We start from the raw sequence: 18396 nt of genomic DNA, 5'->3' as shown, positions 1-18396 counted from the left end.
ACTGGCGGCAGCAACACTGCGATCGGGTTCGTTGCGACTGATGCCACTGCAGCCGGAGCGATCAAGGGCCAGAGCATCACCTCGGCCGTCCGCTCGAACCTCATCCAGCAGTTCAACGACCTGCGCGACCAGATCGACAAGCTCGCCAAGGATTCGAGCTTCAACGGCATCAACCTGCTGCAGGGCGACCGTCTCTCGATCGTCTTCAACGAGAAGACCGGCACCAACCAGACCAAGCTCGACATCCAGGGCTCAACCCTGACCGCCGACAATCTCGGCATCTCGCAGGCGGTCAACACGCAGCTCGCCGGCTTCTTCAATTTCCAGAACGACTCTGATCTCGACAAGGCCACGGCAGCGCTGACGAGCTCGCTGACCTCGCTGAAGTCGCTCTCCTCGACGCTGGGCTCGAACCTTTCGGTCGCGCAGACCCGGCAGGACTTCACCAAGGAACTCTCCAACGTGCTGACGACCGGCGCCGACAACTTGGTATCGGCCGACTCGAACGCGGAAGGCGCCAGCCTGCTTGCGCTCAATACGCGCCAGCAGCTCTCGCAGACGGCGCTCTCGCTCGCCAACCAGGCCGATCAGGGCGTGCTGCGGCTCTTCCAGTAAGAGCCCGGCCGCCCGACCGCCTTCCTCGCAGCCAGACGGCAGGACAGCTATGGCCCTCAAGGTCGAACTCAAGCCCAATGAGCGCATCATCATCGGCCAGGTGGTGATCCGCAACGACGAGCAGCGCACGCGCTTCTTCATCGAGGGCGACGCGCCGATCCTGCGCGAAAAAGACATCCTGACGGCTGCCAACGCCGACAGCCCGGCCAAGAAGATCTATCTCGCCATCCAGCTCATGTACCTCGCGCAGGACCCGACGCGCGAGCACGACATCTATTTCGAGCTGGTGCGCGATTTCGTCCAGGCGGCGCCAAGCTCTCTGTCGTATATTCATGAGATCAATAACCGCATCTTAAGCGGCGATCTGTACAAAGCCCTGAAGGCAGCGAAAAAGCTGATCGCCTACGAAGCGGAACTCATCGAGAATGCAACACGGGTTTAACGCGTACGCCTCCGCCGCCAAGACGGCTCAAGCCGCTGTCTCCCCCCGCGAACTCGAAGCCTCCCTGCTGATCAAGGCCGCCATGCGGCTCCAGTCGATCGCCGATGACTGGACCGAGCGCGCAGGCGATCTCGACGAAGCCCTGCATTACAACCGCAAGCTCTGGACCTTGCTGGTCTCGGCCGTTATCGCGGAAGATAATCCGCTGCCCGTCGGCATCAAGCAGAACATCCTCGGCCTGGCGAATTTCATCTTCAACCAGACCTTCCGCATCGCCGCCCAGCCCGCGCCCGAGGCGCTCGGCGTGCTGGTCAACATCAATCGCGACATCGCAGCGGGCCTGCGCGGCCGCTGAAGCGGCGGCGCCCAGCTTGGACACATCGCACCAAATGAAACGGGCGCCACCTTCATAAAGGTGGCGCCCGTTTCATTTGGTGCCATAGCTTTCTGGAGCATGCTGTGCGTGCTCGGAAACTCGGCGTCATCCTGGGCGACCGAAGGTCGACCCGGGATCCATCGGAGGGCGACACGCTCTACGATGGATCCCGGAGCTGCGCGGCTTCGCCGCTTGTCCAGGATGACGGCGCGGTTCCAAGTATTAGACGACCTTCTCTACGTCAGAGGTAGTTCGTCAAATTGAGCTTCGACAGGATCGACGTCACCTGATAGCTCGCCTGCAGCTGGTTCTGCAGCGCCAGGATCTGCGTCGCGACCTCTTCGGTCGTGACGTTCTCGACGCCCTGAACCGCCGTCGTCAGATAGTTCTTCGTGGTCTCGTTGCGATCCTTCGCCGCCGCCAGGGCGGTCTGCGCCGAGCCGAACTCGGTGATGATCTCGGCCGGTTTCTGCACGCTGCCGCCGAAACCGAGCTTATCGCTGACCCGCTCGGTCAGTGCTGCATAGCGCGCCTGCGAATTGGTGTCGGTCGCGGGAAAGGTCTCGATGGCGAGCGCGGCAAACTGGGCAAGGCCGACCCGGAAGGCCTCCTCATTGGCGCGCGCACCGGTGCCTACGATCTGGTTCTTGTCGACCTGCACCGTCGCGGTGCTGCGGGCAGGATCGGTGCCGTCATCGCCTTGATACCAGATCACGGTGTTCGCCGCGGTCCCAGGCGCCGGGGCGCCCGTCGCGGTATCGAAGGGCGGCCCCGGCACGCGCAATGGCGGGTTGCTGACGCTACCGTCGAAGAAGTTCTTCGCCGCGACGATCGTCGAGGCCGCCGACAGCGTCGTCGCAGCTTGCGTGCCGAGTGCGGCTGTGATCGAAGCGCGCAGATTGGCAGCGGTCGCATTCGCGTCAATGCCGATCTCGAAACTATCGCTGGCATTGCCGGTCGTTCCCGTAGCGCGCGCCGTCAGGACCACGTCCTGCTGCGTACCGTCGGGCAGGTTGAGCTTGATATGCAGGCTCTCGCCCGCAACAGGCTGGCTGGCGACGTTGACAGAGATATCCGCCGGCGGGCCGGCCGTATAAGTCGGTACCAGCCCAGCCGAATCCGTCGAGGCGCCGGCGAGCTTGAAGCCATAGGGTTGGGCCGGAATCTCCTCGGCGATCGTCGCGGTCGTGCCAGCGCCCGCCGCCGTCAGGCGTCCGAGGCCGGCCGTGCCGAGATCGGCCGCCTTGCGCTCCGAGACCAGTTGCTTCAGCCCGGCACGCCCTGCCCCGTCGCCATCGATCATCTCGGAATAGCTGACCGTCGGCTGAACATCCGAAGTCCGGCCGGAGAACAGGTAGCGCCCGTTCACATTGGTGTTGAGCAGATCGAGCGTCTGCTTGAACTTTTCCTCGGCCAGGACCTGCGGCGCCGAGCGGCCGCTGGCGCTGGCGACATAGCTGTTCGAGCGCATGTCGTTCCGGGTCTCGCTCGTCATCGTCGCGAAATTCTCGACGGCCTGCGTCGAGAGCTTGAGATTGACGTCGCCGAGCTGGATGCCCGAGAGCCAGGAATCGATCGACGAGACCTTGGCGTTGAGATCGAGGCTGGTGCCGCGTGCGATGCCGAGGTCGCCATAGGTCTCGCTGCGCTTCTGCGTCGTGAGCTGGCGCTGCAGATCGTCGAGCTGGCCGCGGGTCGAGACGAATTCGTTCGGCTTGGCCGCGCGATAGGCGCCTGTGCCATATGAGGTGATGGTCATCGTCTCGGTCCTCACACTCTCATCAGCACGTCCATCATCTCCTTGATCGTCGAGATGATGCGTGCATTGGCGGCGTAAGCGGTCTGGAGTTCGATCAGCGTCGACATCTCCTGGTCGACGCTGACCTGAGACGTGGCCTGGAAGCGGCTCTGCACCGAGGCCAGCGCCACCTGCTGCCCCTGATCGAAGCGCTTGGCCGTGTCCGCCGCCTGGCCCGTGGAGCTGACCACGCGCTGGACGAAGGAGGAGATGGTCTGGCTGCTGGTCGCGGTCGAGCCGTCGAAGCCCGTCGCATTGGTGAAGGCGCGCTGGCTCTGCGTCAGTCGCTGCAGCATGAGCTGCGGCCGCGTCGTGTCGCCCGCCGCGGTCGTGGTGTCATAGGTGACCAGCTTGGACCGGTCGGCGATCAGCGCGGGATTGACGATGATCCGGCTGGCATAGCCGACAAGCTGGGAGCCATTCTCGTAAGAACCGGTATAGGCGGCGTTGCTGCGTCCGCCATCGACGAAGAAGGGCAGCTCCGCCGCGCCGCCCGCCGAGGACAGCACCGAATTGGTCGGCCTTGCGGTCACGCCGAGGACGTCGCGCGTGCCGGCAGCGCCGTCATCGAGGATGGTGAGTGTCGAGCCCGAGCCCGAAACCGTGAAATTCGTACCGACGGCAGCCTGGATCTGGGCCGCGACGGAGGCGGTGCCGCCGGAGAAATCGATGCCGACGACGCGGTTATTGGCGTCCCCGCTGGCGGAGGCCGGCAGGGGCAGCGAAGCGGCGGAATCGACCCGCACGAAGGTGAAGCGCTGCGTCGTCCCGCCCGGCGTGACCTGGTAGTCGAGGGTAACCGTATTGCCCGCTTGCAGGCCGGTGAGATCGACATCGAAGCCGGTCGCGGCGCCCGACGTCGCAGCCGTGCCCTTGACCTCGCGGTCCGACAGCGCGCTCGACATCTGCGCGGCGATCTCATCGAGCTGCGCCTGGGCCTGGACCAGCGTCTTGTCGCGCAATTCGATATTGGCCGCGATCTCGCCGGAGCGGAACGTGCCGTTGGCGATGGCATCCCGGCGGTTGCCGGAGCTGTCGGTCATCGTGATGGTGCCGACGCCGCGCTTCGTCGGGTCCGAGCTCCACTGCGAGCCCGCGCCTATTCCCTGGTGCTCGTCGAAGGAAAAGGTCGCTGTGGGTCGGCCATCGAAGAGCTGCGTGCCCGAGCTCGTCGTGATGCTCAGCGAGCCTTGCGCGTCCTCGTTGGTCCTGATGTCCACATACTGGGACAGCTCGGCGACGACCCGGTCGCGCTGGTCCTTGAGATCGGCCGTACCCGTATCATTCGGCTTGCCGACGATGCTGGCGTTGATCGAGGTCAGCGAATTCAGCAGCGCGTTGACCTTGGTGACGCCGTCGGCGATCCCGGCCTCGGCCTGCGAGCGCAGGTTCTGCACGCCGTCGGAGAGCGTATTCAGCTGGGTGGCGAGCTGATTGGCTGCGTCGAGAACGCCGGTACGCAGGCTGTAGGACGACGGATCGTTCTGCAGCGACTGCAGCGAGCTGGTGAAATTGCTGTAGACCGAATCGAGCGCCGTCGAGCTGCCTGGCTGGCCGAAGAGCTGGTCGAGGTTCGACAGTGCATTGGAACGCGTCGAGCTATAGGCGGCGCCGGAGGTCGACTGCCAGAGCTGGCGCTGGACGATGACATCGAGCAGGCGCTGAACCGCGGTGCTGCCGGTGCTGACCGTGTTGCCGCCCAGCGTGTCCGTGGTCGAGACCTGACGGCGGACATAGCCCGCCGTACCGGCATTGGAGACGTTTTGCGAAACGACGCCGATGCCGATCTGCGTGGCGTTGAGGCCGGCGACCGCGGTGTTCAGGGAAGTGGTGAGGCCCATCGTCAACTCCTGTCGTCACCCGCGGCCCTTCTGGGCCGCGTCAACTCCTTGCAAGACTTCAGCGGATGATGGCGAACACGTCGCGCAGCATGTCCTGGGCCGTGGTGATCACCTTGGTGTTGGCCGAATAGGCCTGCTGGGTGACGATCATCTTCGAGAATTCGTCGGCGATATCGGTGTTCGACTGCTCGACATTGCCGCCAATGAGCTGCGAGGTGCCGAGCCCGACGATCGGCGGGCCGGATTCGATCGTCTCCTCGAAAGCGCCGCCATCAAGCCGCTTCAGGGCGTTGCCGGCGTTGAAGCGGGCGGTTGCAATCTGCGCCAGCGCCTTGACCTGACCATTGCTGAAGGTGCCGACGACCTGCCCCGCGGCGGAGATCGAGACGCGGTCGAGCGTACCGGCCGTGTAGCCGTCCTGGCGGATGCTGCGGGCGTCGATCTGACCGCTGACATCGCCATTCTGCGTCAGGCTGATGCCGCCATTGGTGGTGAGATTGATCGGGTTTGCCGCCGAGCTGATCGTCGTACCGGCAATCGTCATGGTCGGCAGCAGGATGTTGCCGCTTGAGGGCGCCGTCATCTTGCCGGTGCTGTCGAATACGACGTCCACATTGGCGTTGCGATAGGCCACCGTCGCGCCTGTGGCGCTGGTGTTTTCTGCGACGAACAGGTTCCAGGTGTCGGTAACGACCGGCGGCCCGGCGGCTGCATTGGAGACCTTGGCCCAGCGCAGATCGACGCTCGTGGCCTTGCCGAGCGAGTCGTAAACGGTCGCCTGACCACCGGGGATCGACTGGGCCAGGAAATTGGTCAGGTCGGTGCCGATGACGACGCCGTTGCCGCCCGTGGTCGTCGAATGCGGATCCGATCCGGCCGTGTATGAGGCTGCCGGCTGAAGCAATTCGGAACCCGGGACGGTCTTGTCGGAGCGCGTCGTCGCCGGATAGGCCGGGATATTGGCGCTGTACTCGATCGAGGTCGTCGCTTTCGCCGGATATTGCTCCTGCGTGATGCGCAGCACCTGGGGGTCGCTGCCGATCACCTGCCCCGTGACCGTGTCGATCTTCTGGCCCTTCAGAAAGTAGCCTGCGCCATTGACGAGATAGCCATTGGCGTCGAAATCGAAATCGCCGCGGCGGGTATACAGATTCGAATTGGAGAAGGTCGTGTTGGCGCCAAGCCCGCTCTGGCGCTGGTCGACGACGAAGAAGCCGTCGCCGTTGATCGCCGCGTTGGTGTCGATCTTGGTCGCCGAAAGATCGCCCTGGATCGTCGTGGTCGCCTGGCTGTAGGCCGCCACCGAACCTGCGATCTGGCGGTTCAGCGCCGAGTCGGGGATCAGGTCGGAGAAGGTCGTGTCGACGCGCTTGAACCCGGCCGTCCGCGAGTTGGCGATGTTGCCGGAAATGTTCTCCAGCGCGTAGGACTGCGCCTGGAGACCCGACACCGCCGTCGTCAACGCACTGAAAACACCCATGGCAACCTCACCTCGACTGGCGCACGATGGGCGCCCCACAACATCGAGGTTTGATCTGCATGGCCTGTGCCACGCATTTGGGCCTTATTCGTCAAAGACTTGGATGGTTTCGAAAGCGTAGCGCGGCGGTTTCGACCGGGCAAAACCGCCACAGCCCGGCACAATTTGCCGGGCGGCGCTCAGCTCTCGGAGCCGGCACCGCGCCAGCCCGACAGATCGCCGGCGACATCCGATAGGGATGGCGGCCGCGCCTCGACGAAAGGCAGCGGCCGGCAGACCGCCAGCGCCGCCAGTCCGATGCGGGCGGTCAACAGTCCGTTCAGCACGCCCTCGCCCAGCTTTGCGGAGAGCCGGGCCGCAAGCCCCTGCCCCACCACCTGCTGGATCACGGCGTCGCCCGCCGCGATGCCGCCGGTGACGACGAGATGGCCCAGCACCTGCCGCGCCAATCGCAACAGGCCGAGCGCGCCGGGCCTGCCGGCATAGATGCCGGCGATCGCGCGCAGCAGCCTTGCGCAGGCGACGAGCACGAAGACGATGTCGACCAGCGCGCGCGGGCTCACCGCCGTGACCAGCGAAACCCGCCGCGCGGCCTGCGCGATCTGCGCCTGGGCGGCGCTGTCGAGCGGCGCCATCAGGCTGCGCTCGGCGATGGCGAGCACGTCGCGAGCCGCGAAGAGCTGCGGCAGCGCCTCGTCGAGCGCGGCGCGGCCCTTCGCCGTTTCCGGGCGCGAGGCGTAAAGCGCCTTGAGCTCGCCGGCGATCGTCTTGGCCTCGTCGGTGCTGCCGCCCGCGAGAACAGCCGTCGCGCGCAGGCGCAGCGCCTCGACCTTGCGCTCGCGCAGGATGTCGCTGAGGACGCGGGCCAGCATCACCAGAAGCGCAAGCGCAGCGAAACCGGCGCAAACCAGCGCCGCATAGCCGAGCGCCGGATTCTGCATCATCAGCGCGGTGACGGTGTTCTCCACCCAGACGCCAACGGCGAGCGTCAGGAACCCCGACAGGCCGGCGACGAATACCGTCCCCCAGGAAAAGCGACGCCGCACCACGGGGACTGCCGCCGGCTCGACAGCGTCGAAGGGCTCGCTCTCGGGCAGGATGGCGATATTGGCGTCCCGGATAGCCCCGTCGCCAGCCGCCTCCGGCGGTTGCGGATCCAGCCGGACCGCGCGCGGCGCCTTGCCCGTCATGATTGAAGCTCCATCGGATTGGCCTCCCTCATGCGAGCCTGTCCCCGATCAGGAATTCGAGTGCCCGGTCGAGCCTGATCTGTGGCGGCGGCCGGGTCCGCCCGCCGGCATCGGCCGCGACCAGAGGCGGCCGGAAGCGCGGCGCGCGAATCTGCCAGCGCATTGCGGGATCGAAGATCGCCTCGGGGCGCTGCGGCAATTCGCCGGGAAAGATCGCCGCCTCCGCCACGCCGTCGAAGACCTCCCCGGCGATCTCCTCGCCAGCCTCCGGCACGCCGGCGATTGCGGGCAATTCGTCACGCCCTTCCTTGATCCGGACCTCGCGCGTCGCGCGCACGGCGGCGAGCGCCATCGCTTCCACCCGCGCTCCCGCGCCTTGCGCCCGGGAGGCCGCTCGCGCCACGAGATGCGACATCACCGCCGCCAAACGATCATGGCTGGCATGGTGGATATGGTCCGCCTTGGTCGCCGCGAAGAGCACCCGTTCGATCCGGGGCGCAAACCAGCTCGACAGCCAGGAATTGCGCCCGACCTGGAAGGCCGCCAGTGCCTGTCCCAGCGCCGTTTCCAGATCGGCCAGGGCCGGCGCCCCGGCATCGAGCGCAGCCAAGGCATCGACCAGCACGATCTGCCGGTCGAGACGGGCGAAATGATCGCGGAAGAACGGCGCCACGACGACGCGCTTATAGGCCTCGAAGCGCTCGGTCATCAGCCCGGCCAGCGTGCCGGGCAAAGGCTCGGTGTCATGCCCGAGGTCGAGCGGCGCGAAGGTCAGCGCCGGCGAGCCCTCAAGATCGCCCGGCATCAGGAAGCGCCCCGGCGGCGTCACCGCGACCGCTTCGGGATCGGCCCGCAGCGCTGCGAGATAGGTCTTGAAGACGATGCTCGCCGCTTCCGCCGCGAGCTCGTCGGCGGGCCCCGCCGGATCGCGCCCGGCCAGATCCGCCAGCCAGTCCGAGGCGACGGCACGGCGATGCGGCTTGCGTGCATCGGCCACGGCCTGGGTCGACCAGGCCTTGTAGTCCTGGCCCATCAAGGCGAGATCGAGCAGCCATTCGCCGGGATAGTCGACAATGTCGAGGGTCAGCGTCGCCGGTCCCTTGAACCAGCCGGCCGCGCGCTCATAGTCGATCTCGACGCGCAATTCGGAAATCCGCCGTGTCGATTCCGGCCAGCGCCGTTCGGGGCCGTTCAGCGCGGCGCGATGCGCCTCATAGGGAAAGCGCGGAATATCGGGATCGGGCTGCGGCACCAGCCTGACCCGCGCGATCCGCCCCTCGGCCGCGGCTTTCAGCACCGGCAGCTTCGCACCCTCGATCAGGTTCTGGATCAACGCCGTGGTGAAGACGGTCTTGCCCGAGCGCGAGAGGCCGGTGACGCCCAGTCGCAGGCGCGGCCGCGCCAGGCCAAGCAGGCTGTCGCCGAAGGCAAGCGCGGCGTTGCGGGCCTCGTCGAGATAGGAAGGCTGGCTCATGAGAAAACGCGGACTGGCATGCGAGACAGGGATGGCTCGATACGCCGCCGGGGCGAGCGAGCTGGCGCGGCCGTCGAGAACCGGAGCGGAGCGGACATCTGTCCGTGAGCACCGGAAGCCAGGATGGTCGAAGCGGAGACGGTCGCGTCAGACGGCCGCTCCGGTGGATGGATCGAGCCATCCCTCACTCGTCGGGGCCTTCGCCCAGGGATGCTGGCGTGACGAAACGGTCGAGCCGGCCGCCGCGCGGGCTGAGATCGCGCCAGTCCTCGATTGCGAAATCGAGCACGGCGAGCCCGCAGGTCGGATATTTCTGGCTCATGCGCGCCGAAGCGTAGCGGTCGCCATGACCGGTCAGCATCGCGGCCAGCTCCTCGAAGCCGGGATTGTGGCCGATCATCAGCAGCGTCCGCACCCCGGGATCGACCTCCTGCGCGGTATGCAGCAGGCGGTCCGTCTTGGCCTCGTAGATGCGCGGCTCGACATGGCTCGGCGGCTTTTCCGGCAGCATCGCCGCCACCAGCTCCCAGGTCTCCAGCGTGCGCCGCGCCGGCGAGATCAGCACGAGGTCGGGCAGCAGCAATTCCTCGGCGAGATAACGCCCCATGACCGGCGCCGCCTCGCGTCCGCGGGTTGCGAGCGGGCGCTCGCGATCGGCCACCCCGGTGGGCCAGTTCGACTTGGCATGGCGCAGAAGCATGAGGCGTCGCATCTGCGCAACCTAACCATCCCCCCGCGGATTTGCGAGAGCTTCCGGCGGCGGCAGATCAAGCGTCCGCAACGCAGCGATCAGGATCGCCACGAGTTGCCGCGAATAGAGCCCGAGCAGCACCTCGCGGCCTCCTTCCTCCGCCAGGAAATCGAGCTGGCCATCGATCAGGAGCGTGGTGAAGCCATGCGTCACCGACCAGACGAACAGGATCGCCGCAAGGTCGGGTTCGCCGGCAAAACTCGGCGGATGGCGCGCGAGCAGATCGTCTCCGCTCTCGCGGCCCAGCTCGCAGCGCGTTTCGCGCACCAGGATGCCGAAGGCGCGCCCGGCCGCACGCTTGAACGCAGGCTCCTCCCAATTCAGTCCCATCTGGCCGAAGACGACGCGAAACCGCCCGGGCTTGTCGAGCGCGGTTGCGAGATAGGCATCGCAGATCGCCGCCAGCCGATTGCCGTTCGCGCGGCACGCGGCGACCTCGGCCGCCGCCTCCATCGCATCGGACAGGCCGTCGAAACCGAGCGTCGCGATTGCCGTCAGCAAGCCGGTGAGATTGCCGAAATGATGCGCCGGCGCGGCCGGCGAAACCCCCGCCCGGCGTGCGCATTCGCGCAGCGTGAATCCAGCCAGGCCCTTCTCGGCCAGCACGGCTTCGGCAGCCGTGATCATCGCCTGCCTGAGGTCGCCATGGTGATAGCCGCCGCGAGCGGAACCAGCTTCGATCTTCGTCATTTACAGTCCGCGATCTGAACATCGTCAAAATCAATCTTGACGTCGTCAAGATAGCGATTTACCACGGCGCCGCAACTTAACATCGTTCAGATGGAGGGTATTTTGCTGCCGGTGACGCTCGACGACGCCTTCATGCTGGGGTCCTGCCTGGCGATCCTGGGCTGGCTCGCCCTTCTGCTGCTGCCGCGCTGGCGCGGCCTCTCCGCGATCCTCGCCGGCGCCGTCATTCCAGCCGTGCTGTCGCTCGGCTACCTCGTGCTGGTCGCCGTGTTCTGGAGCGAGGCGAAGGGGGATTTCTCCGCGTTGGACGGCATAGCGGGGCTCTTCGCCTCCAGGCCGCTGCTGCTCGCCGGCTGGCTGCACTATCTCGCCTTCGACCTCCTGCTCGGCAACTGGATCCTGCGCCGTTCGCAGGAGGAGGCGATCCCGCATCTCCTGATGGCGCCTGTGCTGCTGGTAACCTTCCTGTTCGGCCCATTTGGCTACGTCGCCTATCTGCTGCTGGAAGCCTGCTTTCGCCTGGCGCGCGAGGACCGGATCGCCCGTCTCCAGGCCCGCCTTCCAGCCTGGCTGCCCGATCTCGAACTCGAGCCGCGCCTCACCTCCGCCGCCTTCGCCATGCTTGCCCTGGCCGTGCCGACCGTCCTCGCCTGGCTGATCGACATCCGGCAATTCCAAGGCGTCGATACCTGGATCAAGCCGCTAAAATTCGAGATCTCGGTTGCCTTCTATCTGCTGACGCTGGCGCTGTTCCTACCGCTCGCCAGCGAACGCTTCCGCAGCACATGGGCCGGGCGCTACATCGTCTGGCCGGTGATCGTGCCGATCATCCTCGAAGTGCTCTACATCGCCTGGCGCGCCTCGCGCGTGGAAGCCTCGCACTACAACAGCGACAGCACGCTCGGCGCGGCGCTCTACATGCTGATGGGCGTGGGCGCGGTGATGTTCACGGTCGCGCCCGGCTTCTTTGCCTATGGGCTCGCTCGCCGCGACGCCGCGTCGATGCCCGAGGTCATGCGCTGGTCACTCGTCGCCGGCCTCGCCCTCACCTGCGTCTTCGGCCTGTTGAGCGGCGCCCTCCTCGGCTCGAGTGCCACCGGTCACTATGTCGGCACGCAACCGGCCCCGCACCCGACCGTTCCGCTTTTCGGCTGGTCGCTGGCGATCGGTGATCTGCGCGTCGCACATTTCTTCGGGCTGCACGCCCTCCAGATCATCCCGGCCTTCGGAGTGCTCGTCTGGCTGCTGACGCGGCAGGCGCGGATCGGCGTGGCAGCCGTCGCGGCTTTCTCGTGCTTCTATGCGGCCGCGACGCTGGCGGCCCTCGTCGCGGCGCTGCAGGCAAAGCCGCTGCTTGGGCTGGGCTGACCCGTCAAGCCTCCGGACCGATGTCGTCGAGCGCGAGATCGTTCTCGCCGGGCTCGTAGCGCAGGAGATCGCCCGGCTGGCACCCGAGCACGCTGCAGATGCGCGTCAGCGTGTCGAAGCGCATGCCGCGGACCTTGCCGGACTTCAGTTGCGAAACCTGCTGTTCGGTCAGGCCGATGCGCTGGGCGAGTTCCTTCGAGCGCATCTTGCGGCGCGCCAGCATGATATCGAGTTCGACGACGATCGGCATCACGTCCGTCCTACACGAAACTCTGATTCTCGTCCGCGAGCCGCACCGCCTCCTTGAGCACCAGCCCGAAGGCGACCAGGGCAGCCCCGGCCGCCAGCGCTCCGAAGGTGCCTGGATCAAGCGTGATCGCGAGCTGCTTCTGGCCGGCAGGGTTGTCGAAGGTCAACGCCACGCTCTGCAGGGCGCGCGCGACGGGCGTGGCAAGGCCGAGCCCGATGAAAAGCCAACCGACCCGGCCGAGCCGCCACGCATTCTCCTCCTCCAGCACAAGCCCCTTGCCGAAACGCCGGAACAAGGCGGCAAGGCTGAGCATGGCGGCAATGAACAGGCCGGCCGGCACCGTGCCGAGCCCCAGCGCCGTCCAGTAGCCGCGCACCGAAGGCACGATCGGGCTGCCGCCCAGCCCGATCGTGCCGCGCGCATAGCTCGCGAGGCTTTCGGGATCGCGCCACAGCCAGACCATGCCGAACGCCATCAGCGCCGCCGCCGCATAGCTGAAGAAACGCGCCGCGACGCTGATGCGCCGCAGCCGGAGCAAGCTCGCGCCGGTGCTCGACGGGACCGTTGATGCCATCATTTAATTCGTCCTCCGATTGACAAAATTAAACTAATAGATGAATTTTTGAATGTCCAGACCGCTTATTCAATCAGCCGATGAGAGCCACGATGCGCCCCTTCCTGTTTGCGTCCCTGATCACTGCCGCCTTTGCCGGCGCCTGCGGCCATGTTCCGCTCACCTCCCTGCCGAAGCTCTCGCGGATCGATATCCGCAGCACCAGGCTGGCCGATCTGCGCGCCGGCCTCAGCCTGCCGGCCGATATCCGCCCCTTGCCCGGCGGCGTCACCATGACGATCGTCGTCGAGCCCAGGGAAGGCGGACGCCATGAGCGCAAGGTCGTGCTCGAAGAGGTCCGCGACGCGACCGAACTCGCAGCCCTACCGGTGATGGTCTCGCCTGGCCGGCGCCTGACCGTGTTCCGCCTCAGCGCCAACGATGCCGCAAGGCTCTCCGCCTTTCGCGAAGAGCAACTGCTCGGCTCCGGCCAGAACGGCAATCGCGGCAGCCTTTCGCTCGGCGCGGACAAGGCCTGCCGCCTCGGCGACCTCAGCGGCAAGCCGATCCCGATGACGAGCTATCTGAAGACGTCGGAGACGCAGGACTATGTCGTGGTGACGCGCGATCTCGACCTGCGCGAAGCCGTCCGCGCCATCGATCCCAAGATCGATCTCGCAGACGCGATCCCGCCTTGCGATACGGCCGGCGGCCAGCGCCTCAGCGGCTCTCCCGGCGCGTCATGAAGGCGAGCTTCTCGAACAGCGAGACGTCCTGCTCGTTCTTGAGCAGGGCGCCGTGCAGCGGCGGGATCAGCTTGCGCGGGTCGCGCTCGCGCAGCATCTCGGGCGTCATCTCCTCGGCCACGAGCAGCTTGAGCCAGTCGAGCAGTTCCGAGGTCGAGGGCTTCTTCTTGATGCCGGGAACCTCGCGCACCTCGAAGAACAGCTTCAGCGCCTCCTCCATCAACCGCTTCTTAATGCCGGGGAAATGCACCTCGACGATTGCCTGCATCGTCTGCGCATCGGGGAAGCGGATGTAATGGAAAAAGCAGCGCCGCAGAAAGGCGTCGGGCAATTCCTTCTCGTTGTTGGAGGTGATGATCATCACCGGCCGCCGCGCCGCCTTGATCGTCTCGCCGGTCTCGTAGACATGGAATTCCATGCGATCGAGCTCGAGCAGCAGATCGTTGGGGAACTCGATATCGGCCTTGTCGATCTCATCGATCAGCAGCACCGGCCGCTCAGCCGAGACGAAAGCCTCCCAGAGCTTGCCGCGCTTGATGTAGTTGGCGATGTCGGAGACACGCGCATCGCCGAGCTGGCTGTCGCGCAGCCGGCTGACCGCATCATATTCGTAGAGCCCCTGCTGCGCCTTGGTGGTCGATTTGATGTGCCAGGTGATCAGCGGCGCGCCCAATGCCGCAGCAATCTCCTCCGCCAGCACCGTCTTGCCGGTGCCGGGCTCGCCCTTGACCAGCAGCGGCCGCTCCAGCCGGATCGCGGCATTGACTGCAACCGTCAGATCCTCGGTCGCGACGTAATTCTCGGTGCCTGCAAAACGCATCGTCGATCCCTTTGAAAGATGCCGCAGACGCTAGCCCAGGATCGCCGAAACCGGAAACCCGCTTCCCGTGAAGTCCTTCGTGAATCGCGGGGCGTAACGCCGCATGCGCAAAGGCTAGTTCCTGCATGGATGCGCGTCCGGGACGGTTGTATTGCCGTCGCGTAACCCCCAAGCTCCCGGGCCTCTTCTCACCGCCGACTCGCAAGGACTGACGTGGCCGGGACTGTCGACCCTTCCGTCTATAAGGATGCCATCGTCGTGCTTGCCACGGCCGGCGTCATCGTGCCCTTCGCCAAGCGCTTCAAGGTCAATTCGGTCGTGGCCTTCATGGCCTGCGGTGCGCTGCTGGGGCCTTTCGGCCTCGGCGGGCTCGCCTCCTCGGTCCCACTGCTGAGCAGCATCACCGTGGCGAAGGCCGAAGCCCTGGCCGGGCCGGCCGAACTCGGCGTCGCCTTCCTGCTCTTCGTCATCGGGCTCGAGCTGTCCTTCGAGCGCCTGATGACCATGCGCAGGCTCGTCTTCGGCCTCGGGCTCGGCCAGGTCGCGCTCTCGGGCGGCGTCATCGGCGCGGTGGCCTATTGGCTCGGGCAGCCGGCGCCAGCCGCGCTCATCATCGGCTTCGGCCTCGCCTTGTCGTCGACCGCCATGGTCGTCGAATTGCTCTCGGCCAAGCGCCGCATGACCTCGTCGGCCGGCCGCGCCAGCTTCGCCATCCTGCTCTGCCAGGACATCGCCGTCATCCCGCTGCTCTTCCTGGTCAGCGTACTCGGTGCGCAGGCCGATGGCGGCTCCCTGCTGGCGGGCCTCGCCCAGGCCCTGGTCCAGGCCTTTGGGGCGATCGCCGCCATCGTGGTGATCGGCCGGCTGGCGCTGCGTCCGCTGTTTCGCCTGGTCGCCTCGACCGATTCGTCGGAGAGCTTCATGGCGGCGACATTGCTGATCGCGCTGGGAACCGGGCTGATCGCCGCAGCCGCCGGCCTGTCGATGGGGCTGGGCGCCTTCATCGCCGGCCTGCTGCTGGCCGAGACGGAGTATCGCCGCGCCATCGAGGTCACGATCGAGCCGTTCAAATCGCTGCTGATCGGCGTGTTCTTCCTCACTGTCGGCATGGGCGTGAACCCGGCCGATCTCGCCGCCCATCCCCTCGCCATCCTGGGCATCGCAATCGGCCTGTTCGCGGTGAAATCCCTGCTCGTCTTCGGCCTGGCGCGCCGCTTCAAGCTGTCACGCGCGACCGCGCTTGAAACCGCGATCATGATAGGGCCCGGCGGCGAGTTCGCCTTCGTGCTGTTCGGCGGCGCAGTCTCGGCCAAGCTGCTCTCGCAGAATGCCGAGAGCCTCGTGCTGGCCGCCGTCTCGCTGACCATGGTCGTGCTGCCGCTCCTGGCCCGGCTGGCCCGGGCCTTGTCGCAGCGACTGGCCGTGCCCGCGACCCTGCCCGAAGAGGCCAAGGTGCTGCCGCCGGACGATCATTCGGCGCGCGCCATCGTCGTCGGCTGCGGCCGTGTCGGCCGTCTCGTCAGCGCCATGCTGGAGGAACACCGCAAGCCCTATATCGCGATCGATTTCGACCCCGCTTTGGTCGCGACCCAGCGCCGTGCCGGGCGGCCCGTCTTCTATGGCGATTCGACGAATCTGGATTTCCTGCGCCTCAGCGGCCTCGACGAGGCGACCGCGCTGATCGTGACCATCGACAACCCACGCGCCGTCGATGCCACCGTGCTGGCCGCGCGCACGCTGCGCCCCGATTTGGTGATCGTCGCCCGCGCCCGCGACGCCAGCCATGCCCGCCATCTCTACCAGATCGGCGTCAACGATGCGGTTCCGGAGACGATCGAGGCAAGCCTGCAGCTCTCGGAGGCGGCTTTGGTCGGGCTCGGCGTGCCGATGGGCCTCGTCATCGCCTCCATCCATGAGCGGCGCGATCAGTTCCGCACCGAACTCAAGCCCTCAGGCGCTCCGGCACAGGCCCTTCCGCGGGACTCGCGCTCACGAAGGTTGTGATGCTCTGCAAGGGCGCGCAGGGCGGCTCGTTGCGCAGCGCCTGCCCTGATGACTGCGCCACCCGCTGGATATGGCCGTAGAACTGCTCGGCGCTGCGGCGCCAGCTGTAATGCGAGGCGAGCTCCAGGCAGGTCTCGCGCGGGATGCGCAGCGCCGCCAGCGCCGCCGCCCGCAGATCCTCGCTCAGCACGGCAGCCCCGCTGCCGGCGAAGACATCGCTCGGCCCCTGAACCGGGAAGGCCGCAACGGGAAGGCCGCTGGCCGCCGCCTCGAGCAGCACGATGCCGAAGGTGTCGGTCAGGCTCGGAAACACGAAGACGTCGGAGGAGGCGTAGATCGAGGCCAGATCCTCGCCCTCGCGCGTGCCGAGGAAATGCGCGTCCGGATAAGCCCGCTGCAGATCGGCCCGCGCCGGCCCGTCGCCGATCACCACCTTGCTGCCGGGCAAACGCAGCGAGAGGAAGGCCTCGAGGTTCTTCTCGACGGCGACGCGCCCGACGCTGAGGAAGATCGGCCGCGGCAGGTCGAGCACGCTCACCGGGCGCGGATGGAACAATCCGAGATCGACGCCGCGCCCCCAACGCACGATCTTCTCGAAGCCATGCTGCCTGAGCTCGGCCTCGACCGAGGCCGTCGACACCATGATCGCCTCGGCCGGGCCATGGAACCGACGCAGGAAGCGGTAGCTCCAGCTCTCGGGAATGGGCCAGCGCGCCGCGACATACTGCGGAAAGCGCGTGTGGTAGCTCGTCGTGAAGGGCCGCTTCTGCGCCAGGCAGACGGCGCGCGTCAGCCAGCCGATCGGCCCTTCCGTCGCGATATGGATATGATCCGGCTTGAACTCGGCGATCCGCGCCGCGACCGCCCGGCGCGTCGCCAGGGCGATCCTGATATCGGGATAGGTCGGCAGACCGATCTGCCGGAAACCTTCCGGCGTCAGCACCTGCGGCGTCACGCCGAAGGCCGGGCCCGCCTCGAACATCCGCTCCAGCGACCTGACCACCCCGTTGATCTGGGGCCGCCAGGCATCCGTCGCGATCAGCAGGCGCATCACGCGGCCTCGACGAGCGCGGCGGCCGGCTCCGGGCGCACCTTGACGACGACCGGCACCGGCGCCTCGCCCTTCAGCCGGTATTGCGGCCAGCGGATCATCTCGAAGCGCCCGTCATGGTGCTCGATGAAGGCGGTGCAGCTTTCAACCCAATCGCCGGTGTTGATATAGGTCAGGCCCTCGATCTCGCGATGCGCGGCGTGGTGGATATGCCCGCAGATCACACCGTCGGCATGGTGCCTGCGCGCCTCGGCAGCCAGGCAGGTCTCGAACTCGCCGATATAGTTGACCGCGTTCTTGACCTTGAGCTTGGCCCAGGCCGAGAGCGACCAATGCGGCAGGTGCAGCCGGCGGCGCACCTTGTTGATGACGGTGTTGCAGGCGAGCGCGACCGTGTAGGCCCAGTCGCCCATCAACGCGAGCCATTTGGCGTTGCGCACGACGAGGTCGAACAGATCGCCATGGATCACGAGCAGGCGCTTGCCGTCGGCGGTCTCGTGGATGATCTCGTCGACCAGCGTGATGCCGCCGAACTGCAGGCCGGCGAAGTCCCGCAGGAAATCGTCGTGATTGCCGGTGACGTAGATCAGCTTCGAGCCCTTGCGCACCTTGCGCAGCAGCTTCTGGATGACGTCGTTATGCGCCTGCGGGAAATACCAGCCGCTCTTGAGCCGCCAGCCATCGATGATGTCGCCGACCAGATAGATCTGCGGCGCATCATAGGCGCGCAGGAATTCCAGCACGAGATCGGCTTGCGCGCCGCGTGTGCCGAGATGCAGATCGGAGATGAAGATGCTGCGAACCTGCTTCGCCTCGTCATCGTCGCTCATGCCCGCCTGCCCGTTCCGTTGCGATGCTGTCGGCGTTTGGCTGAATTGCGTTGCGCTTTGATGACGGAACCAGCGATCCGTGCTCTGGCTCGCCTTCGAGGCAACTAGTTTCCGGAG

At 66.5% G+C, this 18396-nt stretch carries 18 protein-coding genes; 6 read left to right on the top strand and 12 right to left on the bottom strand.

The features are described from left to right. From CYD53_RS30140 to flaF, 3 genes are all read left to right on the top strand, one after another. Positions 1 to 615, top strand: a 615-nt coding sequence (locus tag CYD53_RS30140) for a flagellin (RefSeq protein ID WP_281261244.1), incomplete at its 5' end; no start/stop codon positions are given. Positions 616 to 664: 49 nt separating this feature from the next. Next, entirely contained in the window at positions 665 to 1057 is a 393-nt protein-coding gene (gene flbT / locus CYD53_RS05685) for a flagellar biosynthesis repressor FlbT (RefSeq protein WP_103717163.1), read from the top strand. Further along, positions 1041 to 1412 (top strand): flagellar biosynthesis regulator FlaF, encoded by a 372-nt coding sequence (gene flaF / locus CYD53_RS05680; RefSeq protein ID WP_103717162.1) that lies wholly within the window; start codon positions 1041 to 1043, stop codon positions 1410 to 1412. Before flbT ends, flaF begins: the two co-directional genes overlap by 17 nt. Positions 1413 to 1674: 262 nt before the next feature. Here flaF and CYD53_RS05675 read toward each other — a convergent pair whose 3' ends face one another. The 7 genes from CYD53_RS05675 to CYD53_RS05645 form a co-directional block, all read right to left on the bottom strand. Further along, complete coding sequence (locus CYD53_RS05675) at positions 1675 to 3192, bottom strand: flagellin (protein WP_146055821.1); 1518 nt, start codon at positions 3190 to 3192, stop codon at positions 1675 to 1677. Between the two features lie 11 nt (positions 3193 to 3203). Continuing rightward, entirely contained in the window at positions 3204 to 5072 is a 1869-nt protein-coding gene (gene flgK / locus CYD53_RS05670) for a flagellar hook-associated protein FlgK (protein ID WP_103717160.1), read from the bottom strand. 58 nt (positions 5073 to 5130) lie between these two features. Further along, positions 5131 to 6552, bottom strand: a complete 1422-nt coding sequence (locus tag CYD53_RS05665; RefSeq protein ID WP_103717159.1) for a flagellar hook protein FlgE — start codon at positions 6550 to 6552, stop codon at positions 5131 to 5133. Positions 6553 to 6731: 179 nt separating this feature from the next. Next, positions 6732 to 7742, bottom strand: coding sequence for a YcjF family protein (locus tag CYD53_RS05660; protein ID WP_103717158.1), 1011 nt, complete (start codon positions 7740 to 7742; stop codon positions 6732 to 6734). Between the two features lie 28 nt (positions 7743 to 7770). After that, positions 7771 to 9216: a YcjX family GTP-binding protein gene (locus tag CYD53_RS05655; protein WP_103717157.1), complete on the bottom strand. Its 1446-nt coding sequence runs from the start codon at positions 9214 to 9216 to the stop codon at positions 7771 to 7773. Positions 9217 to 9400: 184 nt separating this feature from the next. After that, complete coding sequence (locus CYD53_RS05650) at positions 9401 to 9928, bottom strand: SixA phosphatase family protein (protein WP_103717156.1); 528 nt, start codon at positions 9926 to 9928, stop codon at positions 9401 to 9403. Between the two features lie 9 nt (positions 9929 to 9937). After that, the gene (locus CYD53_RS05645) at positions 9938 to 10657 is read right to left on the bottom strand and encodes a TetR/AcrR family transcriptional regulator (RefSeq protein ID WP_103717155.1); all 720 of its coding nucleotides are present in this window, start codon (positions 10655 to 10657) and stop codon (positions 9938 to 9940) included. A gap of 90 nt (positions 10658 to 10747) precedes the next feature. On the opposite strand from CYD53_RS05645, the gene CYD53_RS05640 reads away from it, so the two are divergent. Next, a complete protein-coding gene (locus tag CYD53_RS05640; RefSeq protein WP_103717154.1) occupies positions 10748 to 12025 on the top strand; it encodes an abscisic acid-deficient protein Aba4 family protein in 1278 nt (425 codons plus the stop codon). Between the two features lie 4 nt (positions 12026 to 12029). Here CYD53_RS05640 and CYD53_RS05635 read toward each other — a convergent pair whose 3' ends face one another. Together CYD53_RS05635 and CYD53_RS05630 are read right to left on the bottom strand one after the other, a co-directional pair. Next, positions 12030 to 12275, bottom strand: coding sequence for a helix-turn-helix domain-containing protein (locus CYD53_RS05635; RefSeq protein WP_103717153.1), 246 nt, complete (start codon positions 12273 to 12275; stop codon positions 12030 to 12032). A 10-nt stretch (positions 12276 to 12285) separates the two neighbouring features. After that, positions 12286 to 12849: a DUF2975 domain-containing protein gene (locus tag CYD53_RS05630; protein ID WP_210202293.1), complete on the bottom strand. Its 564-nt coding sequence runs from the start codon at positions 12847 to 12849 to the stop codon at positions 12286 to 12288. Between the two features lie 92 nt (positions 12850 to 12941). On the opposite strand from CYD53_RS05630, the gene CYD53_RS05625 reads away from it, so the two are divergent. Next, positions 12942 to 13574, top strand: coding sequence for a hypothetical protein (locus tag CYD53_RS05625; protein WP_103717151.1), 633 nt, complete (start codon positions 12942 to 12944; stop codon positions 13572 to 13574). Here CYD53_RS05625 and CYD53_RS05620 read toward each other — a convergent pair. Continuing rightward, positions 13549 to 14394: an AAA family ATPase gene (locus tag CYD53_RS05620; RefSeq protein ID WP_103717150.1), complete on the bottom strand. Its 846-nt coding sequence runs from the start codon at positions 14392 to 14394 to the stop codon at positions 13549 to 13551. The two genes, CYD53_RS05625 and CYD53_RS05620, sit on opposite strands and share 26 nt — an antisense overlap. A gap of 213 nt (positions 14395 to 14607) precedes the next feature. Between CYD53_RS05620 and CYD53_RS05615 the strand changes: the two genes are divergently transcribed. Continuing rightward, on the top strand, positions 14608 to 16398 hold the full coding sequence (locus tag CYD53_RS05615) for a cation:proton antiporter domain-containing protein (RefSeq protein WP_245928104.1): 1791 nt from the start codon (positions 14608 to 14610) through the stop codon (positions 16396 to 16398). Here CYD53_RS05615 and CYD53_RS05610 read toward each other — a convergent pair. Together CYD53_RS05610 and CYD53_RS05605 are read right to left on the bottom strand one after the other, a co-directional pair. Further along, the gene (locus CYD53_RS05610) at positions 16337 to 17449 is read right to left on the bottom strand and encodes a glycosyltransferase family 4 protein (protein ID WP_103717149.1); all 1113 of its coding nucleotides are present in this window, start codon (positions 17447 to 17449) and stop codon (positions 16337 to 16339) included. The genes CYD53_RS05615 and CYD53_RS05610 overlap by 62 nt on opposite strands. After that, positions 17449 to 18279, bottom strand: coding sequence for a UDP-2,3-diacylglucosamine diphosphatase (locus CYD53_RS05605; RefSeq protein WP_103717148.1), 831 nt, complete (start codon positions 18277 to 18279; stop codon positions 17449 to 17451). Before CYD53_RS05605 ends, CYD53_RS05610 begins: the two co-directional genes overlap by 1 nt. Positions 18280 to 18396: the final 117 nt, after the last annotated feature.

The sequence above is a fragment of the Allobosea psychrotolerans genome, from assembly GCF_002917105.1.
Lineage (GTDB): Bacteria > Pseudomonadota > Alphaproteobacteria > Rhizobiales > Beijerinckiaceae > Allobosea > Allobosea psychrotolerans.
This window is presented reverse-complemented; position numbering and strand designations above follow the sequence as displayed.

Excerpts from the sequence above, each read along its gene's own strand:
- CYD53_RS05635 (WP_103717153.1), bottom strand. The coding sequence starts at position 12,275 with ATGCCGATCGTCGTCGAACTCGATATCATGCTGGCGCGCCGCAAGATG.
- CYD53_RS05655 (WP_103717157.1), bottom strand. The coding sequence starts at position 9,216 with ATGAGCCAGCCTTCCTATCTCGACGAGGCCCGCAACGCCGCGCTTGCC.
- CYD53_RS05645 (WP_103717155.1), bottom strand. The coding sequence starts at position 10,657 with ATGACGAAGATCGAAGCTGGTTCCGCTCGCGGCGGCTATCACCATGGC.
- flaF (WP_103717162.1), top strand. The coding sequence starts at position 1,041 with ATGCAACACGGGTTTAACGCGTACGCCTCCGCCGCCAAGACGGCTCAA.
- CYD53_RS05660 (WP_103717158.1), bottom strand. The coding sequence starts at position 7,742 with ATGACGGGCAAGGCGCCGCGCGCGGTCCGGCTGGATCCGCAACCGCCG.
- CYD53_RS05650 (WP_103717156.1), bottom strand. The coding sequence starts at position 9,928 with ATGCGACGCCTCATGCTTCTGCGCCATGCCAAGTCGAACTGGCCCACC.
- CYD53_RS05665 (WP_103717159.1), bottom strand. The coding sequence starts at position 6,552 with ATGGGTGTTTTCAGTGCGTTGACGACGGCGGTGTCGGGTCTCCAGGCG.
- CYD53_RS05625 (WP_103717151.1), top strand. The coding sequence starts at position 12,942 with ATGCGCCCCTTCCTGTTTGCGTCCCTGATCACTGCCGCCTTTGCCGGC.
- CYD53_RS05605 (WP_103717148.1), bottom strand. The coding sequence starts at position 18,279 with ATGAGCGACGATGACGAGGCGAAGCAGGTTCGCAGCATCTTCATCTCC.
- CYD53_RS05640 (WP_103717154.1), top strand. The coding sequence starts at position 10,748 with ATGGAGGGTATTTTGCTGCCGGTGACGCTCGACGACGCCTTCATGCTG.
- flgK (WP_103717160.1), bottom strand. The coding sequence starts at position 5,072 with ATGGGCCTCACCACTTCCCTGAACACCGCGGTCGCCGGCCTCAACGCC.
- CYD53_RS05610 (WP_103717149.1), bottom strand. The coding sequence starts at position 17,449 with ATGCGCCTGCTGATCGCGACGGATGCCTGGCGGCCCCAGATCAACGGG.
- CYD53_RS05675 (WP_146055821.1), bottom strand. The coding sequence starts at position 3,192 with ATGACCATCACCTCATATGGCACAGGCGCCTATCGCGCGGCCAAGCCG.
- flbT (WP_103717163.1), top strand. The coding sequence starts at position 665 with ATGGCCCTCAAGGTCGAACTCAAGCCCAATGAGCGCATCATCATCGGC.
- CYD53_RS05620 (WP_103717150.1), bottom strand. The coding sequence starts at position 14,394 with ATGCGTTTTGCAGGCACCGAGAATTACGTCGCGACCGAGGATCTGACG.
- CYD53_RS05630 (WP_210202293.1), bottom strand. The coding sequence starts at position 12,849 with ATGGCATCAACGGTCCCGTCGAGCACCGGCGCGAGCTTGCTCCGGCTG.